Annotated in this window: 19 protein-coding genes; 14 read left to right on the top strand and 5 right to left on the bottom strand. The window is 54.9% G+C overall.

The features are described 5' to 3' along the window. Positions 1-80 precede the first annotated feature (80 nt). The 8 genes from SH421x_RS19425 to SH421x_RS19390 all read left to right on the top strand — a co-directional run bounded on the left by SH421x_RS19425 (position 81) and on the right by SH421x_RS19390 (position 10,085). A complete protein-coding gene (locus tag SH421x_RS19425; RefSeq protein ID WP_488851613.1) occupies positions 81-1,904 on the top strand; it encodes a UbiD family decarboxylase in 1,824 nt (607 codons plus the stop codon). A gap of 103 nt (positions 1,905-2,007) precedes the next feature. Beyond that, positions 2,008-3,345 (top strand): cytochrome ubiquinol oxidase subunit I, encoded by a 1,338-nt coding sequence (locus SH421x_RS19420; protein ID WP_488851611.1) that lies wholly within the window; start codon positions 2,008-2,010, stop codon positions 3,343-3,345. Continuing rightward, positions 3,335-4,354, top strand: coding sequence for a cytochrome d ubiquinol oxidase subunit II (locus SH421x_RS19415; protein ID WP_488851609.1), 1,020 nt, complete (start codon positions 3,335-3,337; stop codon positions 4,352-4,354). The genes SH421x_RS19420 and SH421x_RS19415 overlap by 11 nt, the downstream gene beginning before the upstream one ends. An 88-nt stretch (positions 4,355-4,442) precedes the next feature. Next, complete coding sequence (locus SH421x_RS19410) at positions 4,443-5,831, top strand: MBL fold metallo-hydrolase RNA specificity domain-containing protein (RefSeq protein WP_488851607.1); 1,389 nt, start codon at positions 4,443-4,445, stop codon at positions 5,829-5,831. 5 nt (positions 5,832-5,836) lie between these two features. Next, the gene (locus SH421x_RS19405) at positions 5,837-6,691 is read left to right on the top strand and encodes an LOG family protein (RefSeq protein ID WP_488851605.1); all 855 of its coding nucleotides are present in this window, start codon (positions 5,837-5,839) and stop codon (positions 6,689-6,691) included. A gap of 6 nt (positions 6,692-6,697) precedes the next feature. Beyond that, on the top strand, positions 6,698-7,519 hold the full coding sequence (locus tag SH421x_RS19400; protein ID WP_488851603.1) for an SDR family NAD(P)-dependent oxidoreductase: 822 nt from the start codon (positions 6,698-6,700) through the stop codon (positions 7,517-7,519). 154 nt (positions 7,520-7,673) lie between these two features. Further along, positions 7,674-9,425, top strand: a complete 1,752-nt coding sequence (locus tag SH421x_RS19395; protein ID WP_488851601.1) for a TlpA family protein disulfide reductase — start codon at positions 7,674-7,676, stop codon at positions 9,423-9,425. 162 nt (positions 9,426-9,587) lie between these two features. Then, the gene (locus SH421x_RS19390; protein ID WP_488851599.1) at positions 9,588-10,085 is read left to right on the top strand and encodes a peroxiredoxin family protein; all 498 of its coding nucleotides are present in this window, start codon (positions 9,588-9,590) and stop codon (positions 10,083-10,085) included. A 119-nt stretch (positions 10,086-10,204) separates the two neighbouring features. Here SH421x_RS19390 and SH421x_RS19385 read toward each other — a convergent pair whose 3' ends face one another. The 3 genes from SH421x_RS19385 to SH421x_RS19375 all read right to left on the bottom strand — a co-directional run bounded on the left by SH421x_RS19385 (position 10,205) and on the right by SH421x_RS19375 (position 12,647). Further along, positions 10,205-11,170 (bottom strand): transglutaminase-like domain-containing protein, encoded by a 966-nt coding sequence (locus SH421x_RS19385; RefSeq protein WP_488851597.1) that lies wholly within the window; start codon positions 11,168-11,170, stop codon positions 10,205-10,207. 4 nt (positions 11,171-11,174) lie between these two features. Beyond that, positions 11,175-12,140 (bottom strand): transglutaminase-like domain-containing protein, encoded by a 966-nt coding sequence (locus SH421x_RS19380; protein ID WP_488851595.1) that lies wholly within the window; start codon positions 12,138-12,140, stop codon positions 11,175-11,177. A 297-nt stretch (positions 12,141-12,437) separates the two neighbouring features. Next, positions 12,438-12,647: a hypothetical protein gene (locus SH421x_RS19375; protein ID WP_488851593.1), complete on the bottom strand. Its 210-nt coding sequence runs from the start codon at positions 12,645-12,647 to the stop codon at positions 12,438-12,440. A 92-nt stretch (positions 12,648-12,739) separates the two neighbouring features. Between SH421x_RS19375 and SH421x_RS19370 the strand changes: the two genes are divergently transcribed. Further along, positions 12,740-13,939, top strand: a complete 1,200-nt coding sequence (locus SH421x_RS19370; RefSeq protein ID WP_488851591.1) for a hypothetical protein — start codon at positions 12,740-12,742, stop codon at positions 13,937-13,939. Positions 13,940-14,213: 274 nt separating this feature from the next. Here SH421x_RS19370 and SH421x_RS19365 read toward each other — a convergent pair whose 3' ends face one another. Further along, complete coding sequence (locus SH421x_RS19365; RefSeq protein ID WP_488851589.1) at positions 14,214-14,405, bottom strand: hypothetical protein; 192 nt, start codon at positions 14,403-14,405, stop codon at positions 14,214-14,216. Between SH421x_RS19365 and SH421x_RS19360 the strand changes: the two genes are divergently transcribed. After that, entirely contained in the window at positions 14,404-14,592 is a 189-nt protein-coding gene (locus SH421x_RS19360) for a hypothetical protein (protein WP_488851587.1), read from the top strand. The two genes, SH421x_RS19365 and SH421x_RS19360, sit on opposite strands and share 2 nt — an antisense overlap. A 177-nt stretch (positions 14,593-14,769) precedes the next feature. Next, positions 14,770-17,772 (top strand): CHAT domain-containing protein, encoded by a 3,003-nt coding sequence (locus SH421x_RS19355; RefSeq protein WP_488851585.1) that lies wholly within the window; start codon positions 14,770-14,772, stop codon positions 17,770-17,772. A 7-nt stretch (positions 17,773-17,779) separates the two neighbouring features. On the opposite strand, the gene SH421x_RS19350 is transcribed toward SH421x_RS19355, so the two are convergent. Next, the gene (locus tag SH421x_RS19350) at positions 17,780-18,997 is read right to left on the bottom strand and encodes a GNAT family N-acetyltransferase (RefSeq protein ID WP_488851583.1); all 1,218 of its coding nucleotides are present in this window, start codon (positions 18,995-18,997) and stop codon (positions 17,780-17,782) included. 366 nt (positions 18,998-19,363) lie between these two features. Here SH421x_RS19350 and SH421x_RS19345 point away from each other — a divergent pair, with 366 nt between their 5' ends. The 3 genes from SH421x_RS19345 to SH421x_RS19335 all read left to right on the top strand — a co-directional run bounded on the left by SH421x_RS19345 (position 19,364) and on the right by SH421x_RS19335 (position 24,030). Beyond that, positions 19,364-20,305 (top strand): AAA family ATPase, encoded by a 942-nt coding sequence (locus SH421x_RS19345; RefSeq protein WP_488851581.1) that lies wholly within the window; start codon positions 19,364-19,366, stop codon positions 20,303-20,305. 111 nt (positions 20,306-20,416) lie between these two features. Further along, on the top strand, positions 20,417-21,601 hold the full coding sequence (locus tag SH421x_RS19340; RefSeq protein ID WP_488851579.1) for a DUF58 domain-containing protein: 1,185 nt from the start codon (positions 20,417-20,419) through the stop codon (positions 21,599-21,601). After that, positions 21,598-24,030 (top strand): transglutaminase TgpA family protein, encoded by a 2,433-nt coding sequence (locus tag SH421x_RS19335; protein WP_488851577.1) that lies wholly within the window; start codon positions 21,598-21,600, stop codon positions 24,028-24,030. The genes SH421x_RS19340 and SH421x_RS19335 overlap by 4 nt, the downstream gene beginning before the upstream one ends. Positions 24,031-24,041: the final 11 nt, after the last annotated feature.

The following is a 24,041-nucleotide window of genomic DNA, read 5'->3' as shown; positions in this document are numbered from 1 at the left end:
GTCGAATCTGTAATAGTTCGCCTGGGATCTGCCTGTCATGCAAATCTCCTTCAACTCCTTATTTTTTCAAACTAGCGATCATGGGCTATCGAAATCTTCGAGAATGCGTTGAAGATCTGCGGAAGCAGGGACGCTTGATCCAGATTGATGACGAGATTGACGCCTGCCTAGAAGCGGCCGAAGTCCAGCGTCGCGTCTATGTGGCCGGAGGGCCGGCGATTTACTTTGCCAACGTCAAAAACTGTCGTTTTCCGATGGTCTCCAATCTATTCGGTTCGCTGGAGCAGGCCCGGTTTCTGTTTCGCGATACGATCGATCAGGTCAAGCGCCTAATTGAGCTGAAGATTGATCCCAACGAACTGTGGAAACGCCCGCTGCGGTATGCGGGAGCGCCGCTTTGGGCATTAAAAATGATGCCGTCCAAACGGCGCGGTGGCCCCGTGCTGAAGAATCCGGCAAAGATCAACCAACTGCCGCAGTTGATCTCGTGGCCTGACGACGGCGGCGCCTACGTGACGTTGCCGCAGGTCTATACTGAGCATATCAATCAACCGGGTGCGCTGAAGTCGAACTTGGGGATGTATCGCGTTCAGCTTTCTGGCAATGAGTATGCGGCAAATGAAGAGATTGGTCTGCACTATCAACTGCATCGCGGTATCGGCGTGCATCATGCGGCTGCGCTAGCGGCGGGCAAACCGTTTCATGCCAACATCTTTATCGGGGGAACTCCGGCGATGTCCCTAGCGGCTGTGATGCCGTTGCCGGAAGGGCTGAGCGAGTTATCTTTTGCCGGCGCATTAGCCGGACATCGAATTCCGATGGCTTATGGTGCGACGCCGTTGCCGTTATACGCCGAAGCTGACTTTTGCATTGCCGGCACGATCCAGACGCAGACCAAGCCCGAGGGGCCGTTTGGCGATCACCTGGGGTACTACAGTCTGACGCATCCCTTTCCGGTACTTAAGGTCGAGAAAGTCTATCATCGCGACGATGCGATTTGGCCGTTTACCGTGGTCGGACGACCTCCGCAGGAAGATACGACCTTTGGTGCATTGATTCACGAAATTACCGGTCCGATCATTCCGACGGTACTGCCAGGGGTGAAAGCGGTGCATGCGGTTGACGCAGCCGGCGTTCACCCGTTGATGTTGGCGATCGGCAGCGAACGCTATGTGCCGTACGACGAGCGGACGCGTCCCAAAGAATTGTTAACGCAGGCCAACGCGATCTTGGGACAGGGGCAAATGTCGCTGGCCAAGTATCTGATGATCATCGCGAACGAAGACGATCCGAATTTGGATATCCACGACTTTCCGCGGTATTTCGGCCATCTGCTAGAGCGGATCGATTGGCGCCGCGATCTCCATTTTCAAACCGAAACGACGATCGATACGCTGGACTACTCAAGCGGGCAATTCAATCACGGCTCGAAGTTGGTGATGGCTGCGGTGGGGCGGCCTGTACGAGAGTTATATGGCGAATTGCCCAAGAACATGAAGTTGCCGGATGGTTTCCACACGCCGCAGATGGCGCTGCGTGGGGTGATGGTCGTGCAAGGCCCGGCATTTCAGGGATCGAATCAGATCGAGCGGTTTTGCGCGTCATTTGACAGGGATGCACCGATTAACCAGTTGCCGCTAATCGTGATCGCCGACGACAGCCAATTTGCTGCGGCGTCGCTGCACAACTTTGTCTGGACGCTGTTCACGCGCAGCAATCCTGCCGCCGACGTGCATGGAATCGAATCCTTTTCGAAAGACAAGCATTGGGGCTGCCATGGCTCGCTGGTGATTGATGCGCGGTTAAAACCCTGGAATGCGCCTCCCTTGGTCGAAGATCCAGCCGTCTCGGCAAAGATCGATGCGCTGGCGGCGCGCGGCGGCGCAATTGCGAAATATCTGTGATCCTGGTGTTTCGTGCGGCATATTGTCGCATTGCTACGCTTCGCGATTCAGGCGAAACTATTGGCTTGATTGCCGTCGATGCTATGAATCCATAGGCCATTAGATGATGCTTCTTGCAGAGAGCGCGAATCTGTTGCCGGCACGCCTGCAAATGGCGTTTACGCTCGGCTTTCACATTATCTTTGCCTGCATCGGGATGGGCTTGCCGATCTTGATCGTTGTGGCTGAGTGGCTTTCATTGCGAGACGGTGACCCGGTTTGGCGCACGCTCGCCAAGCGGTGGAGCAAGGGATTTGCGGTGTTGTTTGCGGTTGGCGCCGTATCGGGGACGGTCCTTTCGTTTGAGCTAGGGCTGCTGTGGCCAGAATTTATGGGGAAGTTTGGCCCGGTTGTCGGCTTGCCGTTTACGCTGGAGGGGTTCGCCTTCTTTACCGAAGGGATCTTTGTCGGCATCTATTTGTACGGCTGGAATCGACTCGCTCCGTTTCATCACTGGCTGTGCGGGCTGCCGATCGCGTTGGCCGGCACGATGTCGGCCTGGTTTGTGGTGACGACCAATTCGTTTATGAATTGCCCGCAAGGGTTTCAGTTAGACGCCGATGGTAAACTGCTAGACGTGCAACCGTGGACAGCGATGCTGAATCCCGCGACAGGCGCACAGACGACGCATATGATTGTCGCGGCATACATGGTGACCGGGTTTTTGGTCGCCTCGTTCTATGCTTGGGAAATCTTGCGTGGCCGCGATGGACTGTATCAGCGGCGTGCTTTGACCTTGGGGGTGCTGCTGGGGGGATTCTTTGCATTGGTGCAGGGCCCGGTGGGACATTGGGCCGGCCACGTGGTCGCGGTGACGCAGCCAATCAAACTAGCGGCGATGGAAGGTCAATGGGAAACCGAAACCTACGCACCGTTGCGAATTGGTGGGATTCCAGATCCAGAAACAAAAACAACGCCGTATTCGCTTGAAATCCCGGGGTTGCTCAGTGTCTTAGCGTTCAATGATCCCGCCGCTGAAGTCAAAGGGCTAAATGCGTTTCCAGAAGATCTGCATCCGCCGGTGCCGATTGTGCATATTGCGTTTCAAATCATGGTCGGAATCGGCACGCTGCTGATCCTTGTTGGGTTATGGTCAGGCTATTTATTGAAGTGGGGCAAATCCGCTTGGAACGAACGCCGTCTTTGGTTGCTGACGCTATTGGCCTGTGGCCCGTTGACGGTTCTGGCGATGGAAGCTGGTTGGACCGTGACCGAAGTGGGGCGTCAGCCCTGGATTGTGCATGGCTTTTTGCGCACCAAAGATGCGGTGACCCAGGCGCCAGGGGTTTGGTTTATTTTTGCGGTGACGATGTCGATCTATCTGGTGCTGGCGACCGGCTGCATTTTGGTACTGCGAATTTTGGCGAAACAACCGCTGCCGGAGAACGCAAATGTCGCCTGAGCTGATTGTGGGAATCGTGCTGGGAGCGGCGACAACGCTCTATTTACTGTTTGGCGGCGCAGACTTTGGCGCTGGCATCTGGGAAATCAACACCGCGTTTCAGTCGAGCGAGAAAGAGCGGAAGCTGATCTATCATTCGATCGGCCCGGTGTGGGAAGCGAATCATGTTTGGCTGATCTTTATCTTGGTGATCTTGTTCGCGGCGTTTCCGTTGGCGTTTCAAGCATTATGCTCAGCGTTTATCGTGCCGGCGTTTTTAGTGTTGGTGGGAATTGTCTTTCGCGGCGCTGGGTATGTGTTTCGCGCTTACTCAATTGACTCAGGCTCGCATCAGCGAATTTGGCGAACTCTGTTTGCCGGCGCATCGGCCGCGGCGCCTTTCTTTTTGGGAGCGATCGCGGGGAACTTGGCCGCCGGAGAATCAAAGATCAATGCCGCGGGAGTCTACCAGGGGAACTATCTGACCGACTGGATCACGCCGATGGCGCTGTTCACGGCTTTTTTTACGGTGGGACTTTGCTGTTATTTGGCGGCTGTCTTTTTGACCCGCGAAGCGGAAAAAGCTGACGAAGCCGAGCTGACGCTAATTTGGCGACAACGGGCGCTAGCGACCGGGATTTGGATCGGCGTGTTGGCGGCGGTCGGCTTGGTCTTTGTTGCCTTAGAAGCGCCGGAGCTGGCGCATGGTTTTGAAACTCGCGCTTGGCCGTTGGTTGCGTTTGCAGCGGTCTGCGGCACCGGCTCGCTGATCTTGCTCTTCCTGAAAATGTATACGCCTGCGGCGGTTTGCACGATGTTGGCCGCCGGCAATATTATCTGGGGCTGGGGAATCGCCCAGTATCCGGTGATTGTTCCGCCGTTTTTGACGCTGGCTGATTCGAAGGCGCCAGATTCGGTTTTGTGGGCGATGATCGGCGCGGTCGCGGTCGGCGCCGTGATTTTGGGTCCGAGTCTTGCGCTACTTTTTTATCTGTTCAAGCTGACGCCGGCAGATCAGTCCGAATATTGATGCCGCTGGTCCCACGCTGGGTGAACATCTACAATGTCGCCATCTAAGAGATGCATCATGGCCCGCGCGAAGGATCGAAGTGAACCGCATGGCGAGAATCACTTTTTACGGCGCCGCCGGAACGGTTACCGGCTCAAAATATCTGATAGAAGCCGGCAAAGCGAAAGTTTTGGTCGACTGCGGCTTGTTTCAAGGTTTGAAAACGCTACGTGAGCTGAACTGGAAAAAGCTGCCGTTTGAAGCCAGCTCGGTCAATTCGGTAGTATTGACGCACGCTCATATTGACCATACCGGCTTTCTGCCGCGATTTGTGCGCGATGGGTTTCGCAACAAAGTAATCTGCACCCCGGCCACCAAAGAACTAACCAAGCTGTTGTTGTTAGATTCGGCGAAAAACCAGAAACGGGACGCTGATTATCTCAATCGCAAGCATTTGTCTAAGCATACGCCGGCACTGCCGTTGTATGACGCCGAAGACGCGCGGCGCGCGATCAAACGCTTGAAAGCGGTCCCGCGCGGCGAATGGTACGAACTGCTCGATCCCGTCTGGATACGTTTTCATGACGCCGGGCATCTGCTCGGATCGAATATGATCGAGATGGAAATCCGCGATCGGGATCCGGCACTGCGAATCTTGTTCTCGGGGGATGTCGGCCGCTATGATGCTCCGTTGTATTTTGATCCCTCGCCGCCAACGCCGTGCGATTATTTGATTTGCGAAAGCACCTATGGTGATCGCGATCATCCGCCAGAAGACATCTTGGAGATTTTGGCGGATCGCGTGAACAAAGCTATTCAACGCGGCGGAGTGATCCTGTTCGCCGCCTTTGCGGTGGGGCGCTCGCAGCAACTGATTTATCTCCTGCAAGTTTTGATGCATGCCGGCAAGATTCCGCGCATCCCAATCTTTCTTGATAGTCCTATGGCGGTCGACGCGACTAAGATTTTTCGGACGTTTTCTCGAGATCATGACCTTAGCGAAGGCCAGTTGTCCTCGCCGAGCAATGTACTGGATGGATCGAATGTCGAACTAGTTCGCGATCATCAGCGCTCGAAGCAGCTTAACAACGTGCAAGGGCCGGCGGTGATTATTTCATCGTCTGGCATGATGACCGGGGGCCGCATCTTGTTTCATCTGAAGCGGCGGTTGCCCGATCCCAAAAACACAATTTTACTCGGCGGTTATATGGCGGCCGGAACCCGAGGCCGCGACATGCAGCAAGGGCGCTCCTTTATCCGTATCCATGGACAAGACATTCCGGTACGCGCGGCGATCGACAGCGTCTCTGGTTTAAGCGGACATGCGGGACGAAGTGAGTTGCTGCGGTGGCTGAAAGATTTGCCGAAGCCGAAACAGACGTTCATCACGCATGGCGAATCTGACAGCGCTGCCTCGTTCGCCGCAGCGCTGCGCGATCAGTATCAATTTGACACGATCATTCCGCAGTTGGGTGATTCGTTCGAGCTAGGAGAGTAGTGTCGATGGCCGAAAATAAGATCAGTGACAATCTTTCGATGATTTTGAAGTCGCCGACTTACAAGATGGCGGAGTTAGACACTGATTTTTTGCAAAGCGAAGAACTGCGGGCCGTGCGGATGGAACTGGAGTACCTGAAGCCAGAGCTGGCCTTTAAGCGGATGAATATTCGCTCTACGGTCATCGTTTTTGGCGGCACGCAAATCGTCGAAGAGCATGTCGCCGCTGAGCGTTTGCAGCAGGCGCGAAGCGCCTTGGACGCTGCGCCAACAGATCCGCAGCGAATGCGCGAGCTGGCTCGTGTCGAACGAGTAGTCGCCAAGTCGCATTATTATGAAGAAGCGCGTCAGTTCGCCAAAATTTGTTCGACCAACTGTCACGTGGATGGTAACTGCGACTATGTAATTGTGACCGGCGGCGGACCGGGCATTATGGAAGCAGCGAACCGCGGCGCCTTTGAAGCGGAAGCACCGACCATCGGCTTGAATATCACTCTCCCCGACGAGCAGCACCCCAATCCCTATGTGACGCCAGAGTTGTGCTTTTTGTTTCACTACTTCGCGATGCGTAAGATGCACTTTTTGGTGCGAGCCAAAGCGCTGGTAGTGTTTCCTGGCGGATTTGGGACCTTGGACGAACTATTTGACGCACTGACGTTGCGGCAAACGCATCGGATGCAGCAAATCCCGATCATTTTGTACGGATCAGAATATTGGAAACGCGTGATCGATTTTCAATTTCTTGCGGACGAAGGAGTCATTCGGGACGAGCATCTTGATCTTGTTAACTTTGTCGATTCGCCGGCCCAGGCATGGTCGGTAATCGCCAATTACCACGGACATCCTGTTAAAGATATCTAAGCAATTATGAGCTTGCAGCAAGAAAAACTGCGATCCCTGTTTGGTCATCCGCAGCCGGTTGCCGTGGTTACCGGCAGCGGCGCCGACCGAGTCGGAAAGACCGTCGCGTTGTATCTGGCCGACCATGGTTATCGGATTGCGTTGCACGCAAACTCGTCTTTGGATGAAGCGGAGGAAACCGCCGCACAGCTATGCCAACGCGATATCGAAGCGAAAGCTTTCGCCGCCGACCTGACCGACGAAGCGGCGATTCATGCGATGTTTGACAGCATCCATTTTTACTTCGGTCGAATCGACGTTTTGGTCAATACGGCCGCGATCTGGGAGCCAATTCGGTTCGACAAAGTGACCGCCGACGATCTGCGGCGTCAGTTTGACGTGAACGCCGTGGGAACATTTCTTTGCTGTCAGGCAGCTGGCCGGAGGATGATTGATCAGCCCAAGGGAGGAGCGATCATCAATATCGGCGATTGGGCGACGGCGCGACCCTATCCCGATTATGCGAACTATTTTCCATCGAAGGGAGCAATTTCAACGATGACTCGCAGTCTGGCGGTCGAGCTGGGAACGCGAAATCCAGGAATTCGTGTCAATGCGATCTTGCCGGGCCAAGTGATGCAACCACCGGATGCAACTGATGAGAAGATCGCGCGTGATATCGCACGTACGCTGGTCAAGCGACAAGGCGAGCCGCAGTTTTTAGCCCATGCGGCGCTATTTTTGGCGGAGAACCTGTTTGTGACCGGGGTTTGCTTGCCGGTAGATGGGGGGCGAACGATCTATGCCGGCAGCGAGTTTGATGCTAGCGATCCAGGTGCTAGCGACTAGATATTTCGCCGCATAAATACAACGTTTTGCGTGAAAATCGGCGCTGCTTTCATGACGCCATTCTCTTAGAATTCGGCACGATGCGACGTTTGGGTCGCTCTTTCCGAACGGATGTGGATAAGACTCCCGCCGCGTTTTCAAAGAGGCATGTTCGATGCGAAAGCTAAACTCCCTACCTTGGCTCCCCACCTTAGCCATCAGCAGCGCCGCGTGCGCCGTGTTGAGTTTTGTCGGTTGCGGCGGAGGCGACGCTGTTCCACCGGCTAGCGTTCCGGCGGCAACTACCAACGGCGCCGCTTTGGACGACGCTGCTTCAACAGCCAACGCGCCTGCCACACGGTCGGCGCCTCCGGTCATCCCGGCTCAGGTTGGTTCGACCAACACCGGCAATCCGGCCGCGACCAGTAATCCGAATGCCGGCGCCGCGAATCAAGTCGCGATGCAGCAGCCAGGCGCCGCCGAGCCGCAAATGCCGCCGCCGGTATCTGCCGCCGAGTTGGAAGCGGAGGTGGACATTAACAAAGTTCCGCAGAACGATCCGGTCGAACTGCTGAAATATATGAAAGCTGTGGGGGCGACAAATTTCCCCAATACTGCTTCCCAAACCGAGTTGCATGCGTTCGCCAACAAGGTTTATACCAACATCATGGAAGCTGCAGATCGTTTGTTGGCGCTTCCCAACGCAACGTCGGAACAGCGTCGTGATGCGTTACAGTTCAAGTTTCACGCTTATGAAGTGTTGGCCCAGATTAATCCGGACCAATCCGAAAAACTGATCGCCGAACGGACCGCGCTGGCGAATAAGCTGACGCAAGATCCCGATCGTATGCTGCGGACGTTTGGCATGCTGTACATGTTTGAGTACATGCTGCAGGACTTTGCGACAGGCAAGCAAGAATTAGGGAACATGGTCAAAGAAGACGCGTTGGCGATCATCGGCGACCCGTCTGCTTCGACGCAGCATCTAGAAGTTGCAATGAACGCGGCCAACGTCTTTGGCCAAATGGGACATTCTGATGTCGCTGTTCAGATTTTGACCACTGCCCGACAAACGTTCGCCAAAAGTCAGGATCAAGAGCTGGTCGAAGCTTCGGCTGGTTTGGACGACCATATTTTACAATGGAAGATCTTTGGCGCGATGATGGACGCCGCCAACGGCGACGAAGTCCGCGGCCAAGAAATGCTGCAACTGATTCAGCAACTGGTTGACTCGTTTGGACCTGAATCCTTGGAACCGGTTTCGACGATTCAAGCGATCGAGCAAAAGATGGAAGAGTTCAATCGCTTGGCGTTGGCCAAAGCGGTCAACGATTTGTTGCTGAAAAATTATAGCAACCATCCCAACATGGAAGTGGCCGCTTCGATTCGTGAAAGTGCGCTCAGCGCCAACAAGCGGCTCGCTTTGATCGGCAACCCGTTGCCGCTGGTCGGATCGAACCTAGATGGCACGCCGTTTAACTGGGCCGATTATCGCGGCCGGTATGTGCTGGTCGATTTTTGGGCGACTTGGTGTGGTCCGTGCCTGCAAGAGATTCCAAACATTCAAGAGAACTTCGTCAAATACCGCGAGCGTGGTTTTGAAGTGGTCGGCGTCAACTTGGACGACGATCCGAAAGCGCTTGAGCAGTTCTTCGCTAAACGCCAGTTGCCTTGGACCACGATCATCAGCAATGATCCCAGCGCCACCGGGTTTGACAACGTGAACGCGGTCCACTGCGGTGTGGACGGAATTCCGTTCCTGGTGCTGGTTGATCCTGAGGGAAAAGTGGTCGAAATCAACCCCCGCGGCGAACGACTGGGAGAAGTGCTAGAGAGCATCTTTGCCCAACAACCGCCTGCTGCTGGTGGAGACGCAGCTGCCGCCGCAAGCGCGAATGCGAACACTGGGGCGGCGCCGATTCGTTAAGAATCGCCTATTTGCCAACTATCTAACGTAGAAACGGAGCCTTTACGGGCTCCGTTTTTCTTTTTTTGAACCCACTGGGTCGGATACTCTACAATAGATCGCTGGGGAAATCGATAAAATTAGCCTCGGGCAATTCTACTCCACCTACACGAGGAGCTCGTTATGAAAACTCTATCGTCATTCGCGTCGCTCTTGCTGGCGATGCTCGTAATCGGAGTCGTCTCAGCCGAAGAGTTAAAAGTAGGAGCAGTCGCGCCAGATTTTGAAGTCGAGACGGTCGACGAAGGGATGATCAAGCTAGACGACTTCCGAGGTAAAAAGTTGGTGCTGGCGTTCAACCGCGCGCACTGGTGTCCCTACTGTATGAAGCAGATCAAAGACATTCAGGCCAATTACGACAAAATCAAAGCTGCCGGCGCTGAAGTGCTGGTGATCTTCCGCGAAGAGGAAGATGGGGAGAAAGGTTTGAACGAGGTGAAGAAACTCACCGGCGCTAAGTTCCCCCTCGGACTTGATTTGTCGGCGGTGCAGACTAAGCAGTATAGCGAAGAAGGTTTCACCACGTATGTGATCGACGACGAAGGGAAGATCAGCAAGGTCCTGCCAGGCACAAAACCAGATCGCCCGTTGGCGGATAAGATTTTGGGAGCATTGAAGTAGAGGCGAAGCAAATGACGAATGACCAAGCCAGAATGTCGAATGAAGCACGAAGCTTTAGACACATAATTGTTTAGTTATTTGGTTGTTGATTCGTGATTCTGGTTTCGACCTTCGTCATTTTATTGTGTGGGCTCAACGCCTGGCGGGGGAAACCATTGCACGACCGGCGGCGTGGTTCCTTGGTAGTTTTTGATCTGCAGGATCGGCTTGACGTAATGCTCAGCGCGGCGACTGCCTGATGCGCGGAAGTTGTCCCCTTTTTGCAAGATCGGCCGAGTCTCGGGAGATTCTCCCAGCGGGAACGCATTGGTCATTTCGGCGATCACCCACTGCGGGTCGCCGAGCGCCGAATTGAGATAAACTTCGGGATAACAGTGCCCCGGCACCCAAACGGTGCGGGCCGGGATCTTGGCGGCCCGGCAGAGCGCGATAAACAGCGCCGTCATCTCTTCGCAATCGCCGCGACCTTCCTCTAACGCGGCGACAGCACCTTTCAGCGGCCCATTCTCGTACATGACATGTTTATGAACGTAGTCATAGAACGCACCGATCTTGTCCCAGTCGGTACCGCCGGGCGGAGTTAACTCGGCCGAGAGCTTGGTAATTTTTGAATGGTTACTCTCAATCGCCGGGCCAGGGCTCAAATAAATTCGCATGCTGCGATCCAGGTCGCGCAGCGCTGGGGCAGTCCACTTTTCTGGCTGAGATGGCGTTTTCACACCGCGACGAGCAACTTCGTACACCAAGATCGCCTCGGCGTCTTCATGGGGTGACAAAGCGCGGATCAGCACTTGGGCCTGCTTGGTTTCGCCGAGCATCTCGAAGCTGATGTCGGATTCTTTGACGTTCTTTAAACGCTGCTCGACCAGGCGAACCGTTTGTTCGGGCCAATCCGTCGGAACGGGAAAGGTCGCGACCACTCCTTGCGCAAGGCCAGAGACATCAAGTTTGAATCCCACTTCGATTTTTTGCAGGGTGACGTCATCCCCGGTCAGCATCTTACGCTCGCCAGACTTTTCAAATTGCGCGCTGGCGGGCGCCGTCAGCGCGAACCAAGTCGCCAGACCGATTAACAGCGTACGCATCGGCTTAGCTCCCTGGCTCTTCGCGAATGAAGGTCACATGAGGCTTGCCGCCGTTGGGACTTTTTTTACCGGTCAAAAACTCGGCGACAAAGCGGACCGGCTCACTTTTCTCCGGCACGCGGAAGCTGTCCCCTTTTTGCAAAATCGGCCGCGGATCCGGGGTAAACCCAAAGGCGCGCGGGCCGGCGACGTGCGCCGGATACCAGTGCCCCTCTTCGTTGGCGTCTTCCATATAAAACTCTGCATAGCTGCTGCCGGGCACCCAGACGGTGCGAGCCGGAATATCGGAAGCGCGACAAAGGGCGATAAACAAGCCGGTCAGGTCTTCAAAGTCTGCAGTCTTTTTGCGCAGCGCGGTGACTGCCGTGGTCGGTGGTTGGCTTTCGTACTTAATGTTCTCGCGGACCCAGTCGTACAATTTCTCGACTTTCTGCCAGTCGCCGTCGACGTTTTCGAGAATCTCACGAGCTTGCTTGCGAACCGAGCTATGCCGCGATTCAATTCGAGGGCTTGCGCCGAGGTAGCGACGGATATCAGTCGGAGGGCGTTTGGGGATGACCACGCCGGTAAGATCAGCCGGCGGTTGCGCCGAGCGAACTTCAACTTCGAGCGTGATTACAGCGCCGGCGGTCTCGCCGCGCCGCAGCGATGGGACGCTGACCATCATTTGCTTGACCGAGTTTTCTAGCATGCGATAACCGATCCGAGACTCACTAGAGACTTCTTCGGTGACCATCCGAACCGTTTGTTCGGGCCAATCAGCAGGGATCGGAATCGTGCCGTACAGGCCAATACAATCGCCGCCGACGGCTTCGATTGTCATTCCCACTTGATAGCGGCTGGTGCGCGCTTCGCCCAAAATAGGCGCGTTTTTGGATTCGGAAGGCTGGACCTTCTCAAACTGAGCGAACAACTGGGGAGTCGCCAAAAGCAAGATTACGGCAGTGATGAAGGGGGTGAGTTGTCGCACCAGGACACCTCTTTCAGTAAAATAGTCAGAACAGGAAAGCACGCACGTTTGGGCAGAAGTTACTACTTGATTGTAATTCAGGGACGCAACTCGCTCAAAAGTTGCGGCGGCGGTACCAGGGGATTCGCTCGAAAAGAACGCGGATCCGTAGTGATGGTGCAGATTACGCGGCAGAAACGCCTCGATTGAACCATTCACGCTGAAAGAAAGTACCGGTTCGAAACGAAAAGCGCCTTCGCGAAACCATGGTGGCTCGCGAAGGCGACGTTGAGCGGGTGACGTTTTAAGGCGTGTCGCTTAGCGGGGGGAGGGCAGGATTTGGGTGGTCGGGCCTGACGGTTGCATCAGTACGCCCTCGTCATAGGAGGGATAGGACGAAACGGAAGGACCGGAAAAATCGGAACCGCCGCAGCACGGTTCGGATTGACGCCAACCCATACCGCCGCGACAGCCAACGACCGCCACGACCAGCATCGCGCTGGAAAGCAACAGCATGGAACGTTTCATTGCAGAAATCCTCCGCAAATGGAATCTTGGCGAGACACTAAATAGACGCATTCAAAACTGTGGGCACGCAACACTACACCAGGAAACATGATGTGCAAACGCAACGCGCGAAAAATTCGCAACATTCAAGTTGCGACTACACCACAGCCCTATCGCTAGCCGACAAACTGACCGTAGTCGATTTATTTTCACTGTCTCGCACCGCTTGTTTGACTGCCATGCCGCTTCGATCCCTGCAACTACGACGACCGCTATTATTGATTCTCGGCCTGTTTGTTTTGGCCTTGTTCGCATCAGCGCGCGCTGTTCAAGCGGACTTTCGCCAGAGCGACAGCGGCTATTGCTGTCCCAACTATCACGAAGCGATTCGCCCTGGCGACGAGATCTATCTGGTATCAACGCGCTGCTTGCCGAGCGGCTGCGGGTTTGAATTGCCGGTTGAGCAGATATCGGTGCAGCGTTATGACGGTGAGTCGGGTTGGGTCGAGTCTTCCCTTGACGAAGCGGTCGCCGGCGACTCATTTGACTGCACTTCGTTTTTCGTGCACGGCAATGGAATGGACGCCGGTTGGGCGAAACGCCGCGGTTGGGCGACGTATCACGAACTGACACGTGATTGGGGATCTGAGCATCATGTCCGCTACGTGATTTGGTCTTGGCCGACCGAGCGAGATTACAAATCGCTGGCCGGCGTTCGCCGTCATGCCGAGCGGGCAGATTCTGAAGCCTATTACCTTGCTTGGTTTCTTTCGCAACTGCCGAGCGACCAGCAGGTCAGTATCGCCGCGTTCAGTTTAGGGGCGCGCGTCGTTTCGGGAGCAATGCAATTGCAAGCCGGCGGAAGCGTAAACAGTCGCGTTCTAGAGCAGCGTTCGACCGTCGATTATCGGATTGTCTTCTTTGCGGCGGCGACTTCCACCAGCGCGTTTTCTCCCTACTGTAATCAGGTCGATGGTTTGTCACGGGTCGAGCGCCTCGTCAATTATTACAACAGCGCCGATCCAGTGCTCAAGCGATACTGGCTACTCGAGGGACGCGGCAATCGAGCCATGGGCTATGCCGGCATCAGCGGGCTATCGAGCGAAGGCTGGAGCAAAGTTCAGCAGTACAACATGGCCCGGTCGATGGGGAAAGAGCATGATTTTAACCAGTACGCCTGTAACCGCTGCATCATGGCGCAAGCCGGCGAAGTGCTGAGGTTTGGGGATGTGGAGGTGAAGCAAACAACGCCGTCGATTGAGAAAGCGACGCCGACCGTTGAAGCAGTGAAGACAGACACGGTTTCGCTGTAAAGCTGTCCTCAGGATCGCGGTTGCAGAACAGATTGGGTTGCTTCCCATCCGTGCGGGGTTCAAATTTCGACGGTATGGCGATTTGTTTTCTGAGTCTGCTGCCGAAATCCAATTCTGAGGTGGCGTGGGTCGAGGCAATTTGCACAGGGGGCTTGCAATCCGCTGACGCGGCATCCAGTTAAAAGCCCCTCATGTTTCCCCAGCGCGCAGCAAAACGCCGTGCTGCGAGTTCTCGAGCACGGCGCCGTTAATTTGACTTTGTCGGACGCGGTTTTTAGTAGCCTTCGCCCTGCAGCTCGGCCTGTTCGGCCAGAGTCGCTTGCATTTGATCCGATTCTCGCTGCAGAATAAATTCTGGGCCCTTCGGATAGTACTGGATGTCGTCCTCCATATAGTACGGGCTGGGGAGCGTTTGACCGCCGATGTCCATTTGGCAGCCGGTAGCCGCAGCGGCGATAACCGTCATGCCGCAAACCAAGGTGGCTCTCATCCAGGCTTGTCGTTTGACCATTGTGGGAATACTCCGCTGGTTGTGCGGTCCGTTGAAACAGCGTCAGTTGACGCCGGTGATGAATCTAATGCAGGGAGACTCCGAGCTGGTTCTCGGTAAAATCGCCAATATCGATATCGTCCGAACCGGATGCGAGACTTAAACCGATTAACCCGAAAAACCGGTTCATTTTCCCAGATGTCCAGCGAGGCCGACCTAGATTTGAACTCTGTCGGGCCTCCATCTGCCGCATTTTTGTGGGGTGCGAATAGGTAATCGTTTATAATGAAATGACTTACGCATGCTCCCCCCTCCATGCTAGCTACCGGGAAAGTACTTCATGACACCACGGCCCATCACCGGTTGGCTGGTTGCCTGCTCGCTTGTTTTTATCATCGCAGGCCCAGCTGATACGCTTCACGCGCAGCGACAAGACTCGTCCAAACCGAACAATGCATTCTTCTTGGGGTTTGCGCCGCTGTATGCCGGTGACTACAGCGAAGCGCTGAACGTGTTCGACAGAGTCTCTTCATCGGCGGTAGTGACGGCCAATGGTCGCTGGGTCGACTCGATCTGTTTCGCGACGATGCGCGGTGAGTGCTACTACCAGATGGGCGCCAACGCAAAGGCGCTGGAGCAATACAACGCGGCGGTGCTCCTCTATTTGCAGCATTCGGATTGGATGCTGCGCTTAAGTACTGACACGGTGCTCGCAATCGGACCGGTCAACACCGATCCCCGCACTTCGATCACTTGGGGCCCGTCAACTCGGACGACGGCGATCGGCCAATACCCCGACACCATGCTTTCGCTGCAAGGGAACACTCCGGCGCAAAATCAAGCGGTCGTCAACAACGGCGGGGTCTTCATGTCGCAGCAATACCATCCAATTCGAGCCGGCGAAATTTCGCGATGTCTGGCGCTGGCGATTAGCCGCCGCCGACAACTGTTGGGCCCGCTAGGTGAAAGTGATCCGCTTAACAAAAACTTGATTACCGCGTTGCAGCGTCGCCCGGCTCCACCGAATCATTGGCTGGGAGTCTGGGTCGATATGCAGCTTGGACTGGCGCAAGCGACCGCCGGCAAACTGCAAGATGCGATTCCAATGATTCAGCGCAGTTTGACGATTGGCGGACAGTATGATCATCCGCTGACAGCGATTGGACTGTTAGAACTGGGGCGACTCGCGCTGGAGCAGAAGAATCTCGAAGCGGCCGAAACCTACTTTGTTGAAGCGACCTATCCGGCGATCGCCTTCGGACAATACGATATTGCCGCCGAAGCGTTCGCTATGTTAGGAAGCGTGCAGCTGATCAGCAAACCCAATCAAGTTTCGAAGCAGTTAGTGACCGCTTCGGCTTGGCGAAACTTTGGCAAATTCAACGTCCTGAAAGCCTCTGTGATGATCGCGTTGGCCGAGCATCTCTCTTGTGCTGGCGACGCCGTGAAGGCAGGCGCCGCGTTAAGCGAAGCGCGACGTTCGATGAATCGCACCAACATGCTTACTGGTCGAGTCGGAGCACGCTACGCCTATCAGTTAGCGCTGATGGAATTTCAACGCGGCAATATGATCGCCGGCAGCGCCTCGTTGAATGACGCGCTGAAAATTCAGCGAGGCGCTTCGCTGCGCATCTTTCAAACGATCTTGACCAACGAGTGGTTCGCCGCCAACGTGCTGACCGAACGGGGCGCTCAATTGTTGTACGACAATTTGTTGCGCGAGCCGACCGACTCGGACTGGGCGACCGACCCGCTCGACACGATTACCTATTTGATAAATCCAAATGGTGTAGCGCTGGAGCGTTGGTTCTACTCAGCCTTAGAACGTAAGCAGCCCGAGCTAGCGCTAGAAATAGCGGATCGAATCCGGCGGATACGTTATTTTGCGACATTGCCGCTAGGGGGGCGAGAAATGGCGCTTCGTTGGATCTTGGATGCGCCGGAAACAAGTTTGTCGACCGACGCTCGCTTACAACGCCAGGATCTGATCACCAAATATCCGGTGTTGAAAACGGCACTCGAAAAAACCGTCGATATTCGCAAACAGCTGAAAGAACTGCCGGCTCAGGCCATCGAAAAGGACCAGTTTTTTGACCAGGAAAAACTGCTGCAACAACTGGCCGAAGCGACTGCGGTGATCGAAACGAAATTAGGAGAAGTCTCCCTGCGCCGTGATCGCAGCACTTTCCTCTTTCCCCCGCTACGCACAACCAAAGAGCTGCGCGAAAAACTAGGCGAGAAGCAGGTCGTGCTGGCTTTCTTCAACTCCTCGGGCGGCGTCTATGCGTTTCTGTTCACCAAAGAAGACTATGTTTATTGGAAGATCGAGAATCCGGCCGATCTAAAAAAACAAATTGTTGAGCTCTTTCGTTCGATGGGCTTGTTGAAAAAGGATGGGCCGATTGATGTAGAGACTATCGAAAACGACGCTTGGAAAGCGCTGTCGGCAAAACTGTTGTTGACCATGATGCCGACGCTGAAGTCAAGTTTTTTTGACAACTACGAAGAGCTCATCGTCGTGCCGGATGGGCCTTTGTGGTATGTGCCGGTCGAAATGTTGCATGTCGACGATGGGGCAGGGGGCTCGCAACCGTTGACCGAAAAAATCAGGATTCGTTACGCGCCGCTGGCTTCGCTGGCGATTCCGGAAATCGAAAATCGACGTCGCCCGCTTCTCTCGGCGATTGTTTCTGGTCGACTTTACGTGCGTGACGATCCAGAGACGACGAACTACTATTACGACAAGCTGGGGCCGGCGTTCGCCGCTTCGGCGCGACTGGATAAGAAAACGCCAGGGCCGACCAGTATGCTGGGTAAAACCTGGGACAATCTGGTCGTGCTCGATGATATGGAAGATCTTGATTTGCTTCCCTACGGCTGGTCGCTGGCCCAAATTGATCGCGGCAAGCCGGGCAGCGACCTGGGAAGTTGGTTTCCCTTGCCGCTCGCAACGCCGCAAGCGATTTATTTACCAGGCTTCCATACCGGCGCCGAAGATAGCCTGAAACGAGGCGGCAACGGCGAGGAGATTTTTGCCGCTGCAATGGGAACCTATTCAGGCGGAACGCAGACGCTGGTGCTTAGCCGTTGGCATAGCGCCGGGGACGCGGCCGTGCGAATGACGGCCGGAATTGGAGCTCGCTTGGATCGCCTACCGGCGAGCCAAGCCTGGCAGGAAGCCATCGCTGAAGTCCGCACCGCTCCACTCGATCCGGCGCATGAACCACGGATGCGCGTGCAAGGCGCGTTGAAGCCGCCGGCGACCGGAGATCACCCATTCTTCTGGGCCGATCTGATGGTGATTGACACCGGCATCGTTCCGGCAGAGCCAGCAACGCCGTAAAGAGGAATTATTCGAGCGATTCTGGCGACGGATTGCGGCGGAATCTGAGCCAGCGGTGCAATCGCAGCGCTTGGGCGCGCAACATCCATTGCGAGTGGTGGCAAACTCGGTAGCTCATCGACAAGCTGGTCCGCCAGTTGGCTTTGGTCTCTAAATGGTTGGGGCCCAAATCAATTCGCTGCTCACCCAACCCGATGCTGTCCTTCAGTCCGTAGGCGTACTGCAAAATGCCGAGGCCCATATGCTGAAGGTCTGGCGCATGGCCGACGCGCATCGCTTGGATTTCTTTGTGGTGATGATACTTGTAGCCAAACGCGACCATGCTTCCTTGAAACTGGAGATATCCGATATCAAGCATTCCTAGTCGAGTCGCCGCTTCATGGGTATCGCGAAAGTATCCTTGGACCGATTGGTGCGAGAGGGTGGTGCCGGTCTCAGATGCCCCTTGCCAACTGCGTGCGGCGAGATCAGTACACTTGTCAAAGATTGACCAGCTTTGTTCCAGCGATCCGTTGGGCTGGGCGTCAGGACGAAATCGCACAAACTCGATCCCCTCCATCTCGGCTCGACGGATCAAACGTCGCACATTTTGACGAAATTTTGGTTTGCGCGACTCCAGATAAGTCTCCCAGTTGTTCGGCAGATCGATGACGGAGATCTCTTTCCAGGGAGTTACCAGCGTTGACAAGCCGGCAATTTGAAACGCATTTTCGGTGCGGCCGCGATCGACTTCGGCCATTTCGATCCAGCGCAGATCGAGCAAGTCCCAGTCTCGCTTGGTTTGGCTCAGATAGCGCAATCCGACCGCCAAGGTCGCTGCTCCATTGTTGCCGATCGGGCCAAAGTAAGATCCCCAGTCCGCCAGCGGATAGGTGAGAACGCGAAATGTGCCGAGTCGCGTTTGTTCGCGGCGCACTACCAGCGGCAGAATTCCGATCGGTTCGCCGCAGGCATAAACGATCAGGACGCGCAGGCGCTGATCCTCGCCAAAATGCCGCCAATAGGCGCATAACCATTGATAGGTTTGAAAGAAAGTTGCTCGCGACATGCTCGAGAACAGGGTTTTCCAAACTGTCGCATAGGCGGCAAGGTCGGCAATATCATTGATTTCGACCACTTCGGTCATAAAAGCGTTTCCGGCTGCAGGCGAGTTGAAGCGGATCACAGTGAAATGCAAATCCTGGGCCGGCAACACGCATGGATACGTAATTGTACTTAGAAACACGCGTTGTATTCGGAGATTCTGTCAAATGGATCGTCATAAACGCTGGGCTTTGTGTTGTAAGAAGAGGACAAGATCCGGTTGTATGTTCCCGCAGCACGACTTGCGACAACCGGTTTCGCAGGGAAATTGGTGAGATCAATCCAAGTAGGGGGAGAACCGCGAAAGTGTTCATTGCCCTTGATCTGGGAGTAATGTTGAATTGTCCCCCCGTCTAGCTGGACAAGCGGTAAGCCGCGAGATGCTAAAGAATTGCCTGTGCCGCATCGTTGCGCACAATGCAAATCTGGATATAATGGTCAACAAGTGTGCGGTTGAATCCACCTTGATTTGCAATGTCGATCAAAACGGCCCGAGAAGGAGCCCTGAATGCCGGCGGAGTTAACGAGTCTCGTCGCGGAGTTGGAAACCAGTATCTCGCGTGTCGTTCTAGGCAAGTCAGATGTCGTTCGTAAGTGTCTGATCACGCTCCTAGCGGGAGAGCATCTCCTGTTAGAAGACGTACCAGGCGTGGGAAAGACTTTGGTGGGCAAGGCGCTCGCTCGAAGTTTGAACGCTGATTTCTGTCGCTTACAATTTACGCCCGATTTATTGCCGAGCGATATTGTCGGCTCAAACGTATTTAATACGAAGACGCACGAGTTTGTGTTTCATCGTGGACCGATCTTCGCCAACATCGTGATCGCGGACGAAATCAATCGTACGTCGCCGCGTACGCAAAGTGCGTTGCTCGAAGCAATGAGCGACAACCAAGTGTCGGTAGACGGCGTGACGCACGATCTGCCGTCGCCGTTTATGGTGATCGCAACGCAAAACCCGTTTGAGTTTGAAGGGACCTATCCCTTGCCAGAAAGCCAACTCGATCGCTTTTTGATGCGAATCTCGATGGGCTATCCTGATCGCGCAGCAGAGCGTCAGATTCTGGAAACGCATCGCCGAGGCGAGCCGGTGACCGAATTGACGCCGGTTTTGCATTGCGATCAGATCAAGCAATTGCAAGCAGCCGTCCGCGATATCGAGATGAATGATTCCGTGCACGAATACTTGCTCGATATCATCGACGCGACCCGCGAAACCGACGACTTGCAAGTTGGCGCTAGTACGCGTGCGGCGATCAGTCTGTACCGGGCGGCACAAAGCATGGCGATGATTGAAGGCCGAGAGTTTGTCGTTCCGGACGACGTCAAGCAGTTGGCGGTTTCGGTCCTTGCGCACCGCGTGATCCCGAAGGGCTATCTCCATGCTGGGCAACGCGAAGCCGTGGAGACGATCGTTAGTCGAATTATCGATGAGGTAGCGGTGCCAACCTAAGCCGGCCGTTAGCACTAGCTGGCGCAATCGTGCTGGACCATCCATTTCAAACGCGCCCATTCAAACGCGCTGGAGGAGGTACGAATGTCATTCTGGAGCAGACAGGGCTCCATGATCACTCGCGAAGGGACTTATTATCTCTTCGTGATGACGTTCATCGTGATCGGCGCTATGATTCGCAACTTTCAGTTGTTGATGGTCTTGGCCTGCATGATGGTCGGCCCCTTATTGTACAACTGGCGCGTCGTGCAGGGATCGTTGCGGCGACTCAAGTTTTCCCGCAAGCTGTCACATTCTGTTTGCGCAGGCGATCCATTATTGGTAGAGCTGCGCGTCGAGAATTTGGGGCGCGGTTCAGGCTACGCGATTGTTGCGTGCGACCTGATCGAAGCAGTCGACGGACCGAAAGTTGGCGAGTCTTGCGATGTCGAAGTCTTTTTTGCAAGGGTTCGTCACGGCGTTCCCGAGACCTCCACGTATCGGGCCCGCGTCCAGCACCGCGGCCGGTATCGCTTGGGACCGTTAGAGATCTCCTCCGCATTTCCTTTGGGGCTGATTCGAAACCGGTTAAAAGTTGGCGAGACGGATGATTTGATCGTCTATCCCCGGATTGGTCGGCTGACGCCTGCCTGGAAAAGAATGATTCAGGATGATCGTTCTGGCTATGCGGCAAGTCGCCGCACACACGGATTGCATGAAGGAGACTTCTACGGGCTGCGCGAATGGCGGACCGGTGATCCCAAACAGTGGATTCATTGGCGAACTACAGCCAAACGCAATCAATTGGTTGTGCGGCAGTTTGAAAAGCAAAGTGAACAAGACGTTACGATCCTGGTAGACGCGTGGGTCTCGTCCAAACCAACTCCCCAGGAAGAAGCGAGTGTAGAACGGATCGTCAGCATGGCTGCCTCCGTGGTCGCCGATCTCTCAGCCATCGGCGGCTGTCAAATGTATCTGAGCTGCGCTGGAGCAAAAACCAAGAGCCTGCAGGGTTCGGTTTCACAAGCGTTTGTTCATGAGGCGATGACCATTTTGGCCGAAGTGACTCCGGCCGCTCACAAGTCGATTGATCGCTGTTTGCACGAGGCGCTGCGCGTCGCTCGAACCGGTAAAGTCGTCGTGCTTAGTTCTCGTAAGTTGGAACTTTCGGACACGAATCTGTTTCAGCAAGTCTGGAATGATCACACGCTGCGCTCCGAAATTGGCCGTGTCATTTGCTTGTCAGACGCGCGGGATGAGCTGGAGCACCTGTTTATCGACGGCGCCACGATCAGCGGTGCAAAGGAGCCGTCATGAAGGTTGAACGATTGTTACAGATTAGCGTCGCGGTGCTTGCGGCGCTGGGCGCGATGTTATTAGGCGGGGGAGAAACGGACGACGCCGCGCTGCCGATCGCCGCCGTCTTTGCAGCGCTGATTTCGGTCTATGTGACCGATATTCAGCGGTGGTTTAGTCTGAATCGAAATCTGGCCAATGTCGCTGCGCTGTTGGCGGTTGCATTTTCAATCTCCGATTTTTGGCCCGGCAATAGCACCGAAAAGCTGCAGGCGATCGCCAAGCTGTTGATCTATTTGCAGATTGTGCTGTTGTTTCAGCGCAAGTCGACGCGCGTCTATTGGCATCTGTGCGTCCTTAGTCTGCTGCAGGTTGTGGTCGCCGCTGCGCTCCCGCTGAATGTTTCTTTTGGCTTTATGCTGATTGCTTACATGTTCGCCGCGCTGACGACGTTGAGTCTGTTTTTTATCTACCGCGAAACGGTTCGCGTCGATCCGATCTTAAAGGCAGAGCATGATGCGATTGACAATCGCCCTGTCTTTTCGTTGTTCGGCGGAAGCGATGAAGCGGCGCATTCGAGCGGCGTGATGACGGAAGCGGTTGTGTTGGAATCACGATTGCCAAAGAATCTGGCGACTGTTTTTTCTGGCTGGCAAATGTTTGTCCAAGTTTGCAAGCTGGGGATTGTGACTCTGATTGCGACGGTTGTCGTCTTTTATGCGTTCCCGCGTCCCGCACGCGATCAATGGGGAGGCGGACTCGCCGGCGGGCTCCGTGAGACCGGCTTCAAAGATCAGATCTCGTTTGACCGCATGGGGCGAATCTTGCAAAGCGACGAGATGGTGATGCGAGTCGCATTTCGCAGTCCGGTAACCGATACCCCCAAAGAATCGCCGCTAGAACCCTATTTTCGCGGCACGGTGCTCAATCGATATCAAATTCAGACTTCGAGCTGGATCACCACCTATTCGCCGGATGATGAAGGATCGACGCAATTGCCGACCGCTCCGCCTGGCGTCGAGATGATGCGGCAGCGCGTTGTGTTGAGCCCTCGCGCGCGTCTGGTGCAAACCGCTCATGGGAGCTTGCTGTTTAGCGTTTATCCCGCCTATCGAGATCGAATGACTTCGCAAGAGATCATTGATGATCGCATGGCTGGATTTTTGTCGTATGCGACCAATGATGCGCTCGCATCGAAGCCCACGCAGTACAACGTGCTGATACCTTGGCGACCCGCCGAACTTGAGAATCGCTTGCTGGCGGTGGAGAGTCGCCATAATAATAAGTCAAAACTTGATTATCGCACGAAAGAGTACCTTGATTCGCTTGAGAAGGTCGAAGTCTTCGCATTTGGCCAAATGCAGCAAGCGACTCGTGATATCGTGGAAGCTGCAAAAATCGATCCTGACAACGACTTTGAAGTCGCGCAGACGATCGAGCAATTTTTTACCGAGGATGGCGGCTTTTCTTACACCTTAGAAATTGATCCGCGCGTGCGCGATCCCAACCTTGATCCCTTGGAAGACTTTGTCGTCAACCATCGCTCAGGGCATTGCGAATATTTCGCCGGAGCGATGGCGATGATGCTGCGTTATCAGCGAATCCCTTCTCGGATCGTCGTCGGCTACAAAGGGGGCGAATATAACTCAGTTGGAAATTATTATGCCGTAAGACAGATGCACGCGCATGCTTGGGTCGAAGCGTACATTTCGCAAGCCGATTTGCCAGAGACGGTTCGCGAAAACTACCCGACCGGAGCTTGGCTCCGGCTTGATCCGACTCCTAGCGGAGAAACCCAAGTTGTCTATGAAGAGAAGACTGGGTTGCTGAGCAAAACCTTGGATTGGTTCGACTATCTCGAACTCATGTGGCGCGACTATGTTGTCGAAATGAATTCGGAACGTCAAGAGAACGCGATCTACAAGCCGTTCAATGATCGCATCTGGAGACCGCTCGGCGTCTGGTTTAACTTTGAAGAATGGCGCGTCTGGGCCAAAGCGAAAGCGGCAGGCCTGGGGATCGACATCGAAGGGGAGTGGTTCAGTTGGTACATGAGCTTGCTGACCATCTTTTGTACGATAGCAGGCTTCGCGATCTATCATGCAGCGCGCTGGATGTTGCGCCGATTCGGGCAACCCTTGTGGCGGTGGATCCGTCGGCGATTGCACTACAATCGACACGGGGTGACGTTTTATCTGCAACTTGAACGCCGCTTGGCGAAGCGCGGGATGCGGCGTTTGCCGGGACAAACTCCGTACGAGTTTGTCGATTCGCTCCGCTCACGGCTAACGCCAGTCGCGATTGACGCGATTGCGCCGGTGGTCGAATCGTATTATCGCGTTCGCTTCGGGGGAGCGATCCTTAGCGAAGAAGCGCTGGCCGGCATTGAAGATCGGTTGGCGACATTGCAAGGAGAGCTGGATCACCAGGATCGAGCTCCTCGCTTTTAAGCTTTGTCCGC

The sequence above is a fragment of the Blastopirellula sp. SH421 genome (assembly GCF_057808535.1).
The sequence above is the reverse complement of the archived record's forward strand: the minus strand, read 5'-3'. Positions and strand labels throughout refer to the sequence as shown.

What these genes read in the sequence shown, in the direction of transcription:
- SH421x_RS19425 (WP_488851613.1), top strand. Translation starts at nt 81, where the DNA reads ATGGGCTATCGAAATCTTCGAGAATGCGTTGAAGATCTGCGGAAGCAG.
- SH421x_RS19420 (WP_488851611.1), top strand. Translation starts at nt 2,008, where the DNA reads ATGATGCTTCTTGCAGAGAGCGCGAATCTGTTGCCGGCACGCCTGCAA.
- SH421x_RS19415 (WP_488851609.1), top strand. Translation starts at nt 3,335, where the DNA reads ATGTCGCCTGAGCTGATTGTGGGAATCGTGCTGGGAGCGGCGACAACG.
- SH421x_RS19410 (WP_488851607.1), top strand. Translation starts at nt 4,443, where the DNA reads ATGGCGAGAATCACTTTTTACGGCGCCGCCGGAACGGTTACCGGCTCA.
- SH421x_RS19405 (WP_488851605.1), top strand. Translation starts at nt 5,837, where the DNA reads ATGGCCGAAAATAAGATCAGTGACAATCTTTCGATGATTTTGAAGTCG.
- SH421x_RS19400 (WP_488851603.1), top strand. Translation starts at nt 6,698, where the DNA reads ATGAGCTTGCAGCAAGAAAAACTGCGATCCCTGTTTGGTCATCCGCAG.
- SH421x_RS19395 (WP_488851601.1), top strand. Translation starts at nt 7,674, where the DNA reads ATGCGAAAGCTAAACTCCCTACCTTGGCTCCCCACCTTAGCCATCAGC.
- SH421x_RS19390 (WP_488851599.1), top strand. Translation starts at nt 9,588, where the DNA reads ATGAAAACTCTATCGTCATTCGCGTCGCTCTTGCTGGCGATGCTCGTA.
- SH421x_RS19385 (WP_488851597.1), bottom strand. Translation starts at nt 11,170, where the DNA reads ATGCGTACGCTGTTAATCGGTCTGGCGACTTGGTTCGCGCTGACGGCG.
- SH421x_RS19375 (WP_488851593.1), bottom strand. Translation starts at nt 12,647, where the DNA reads ATGAAACGTTCCATGCTGTTGCTTTCCAGCGCGATGCTGGTCGTGGCG.
- SH421x_RS19360 (WP_488851587.1), top strand. Translation starts at nt 14,404, where the DNA reads ATGCCGCAAACCAAGGTGGCTCTCATCCAGGCTTGTCGTTTGACCATT.
- SH421x_RS19365 (WP_488851589.1), bottom strand. Translation starts at nt 14,405, where the DNA reads ATGACGGTTATCGCCGCTGCGGCTACCGGCTGCCAAATGGACATCGGC.
- SH421x_RS19355 (WP_488851585.1), top strand. Translation starts at nt 14,770, where the DNA reads ATGACACCACGGCCCATCACCGGTTGGCTGGTTGCCTGCTCGCTTGTT.
- SH421x_RS19345 (WP_488851581.1), top strand. Translation starts at nt 19,364, where the DNA reads ATGCCGGCGGAGTTAACGAGTCTCGTCGCGGAGTTGGAAACCAGTATC.
- SH421x_RS19340 (WP_488851579.1), top strand. Translation starts at nt 20,417, where the DNA reads ATGATCACTCGCGAAGGGACTTATTATCTCTTCGTGATGACGTTCATC.
- SH421x_RS19335 (WP_488851577.1), top strand. Translation starts at nt 21,598, where the DNA reads ATGAAGGTTGAACGATTGTTACAGATTAGCGTCGCGGTGCTTGCGGCG.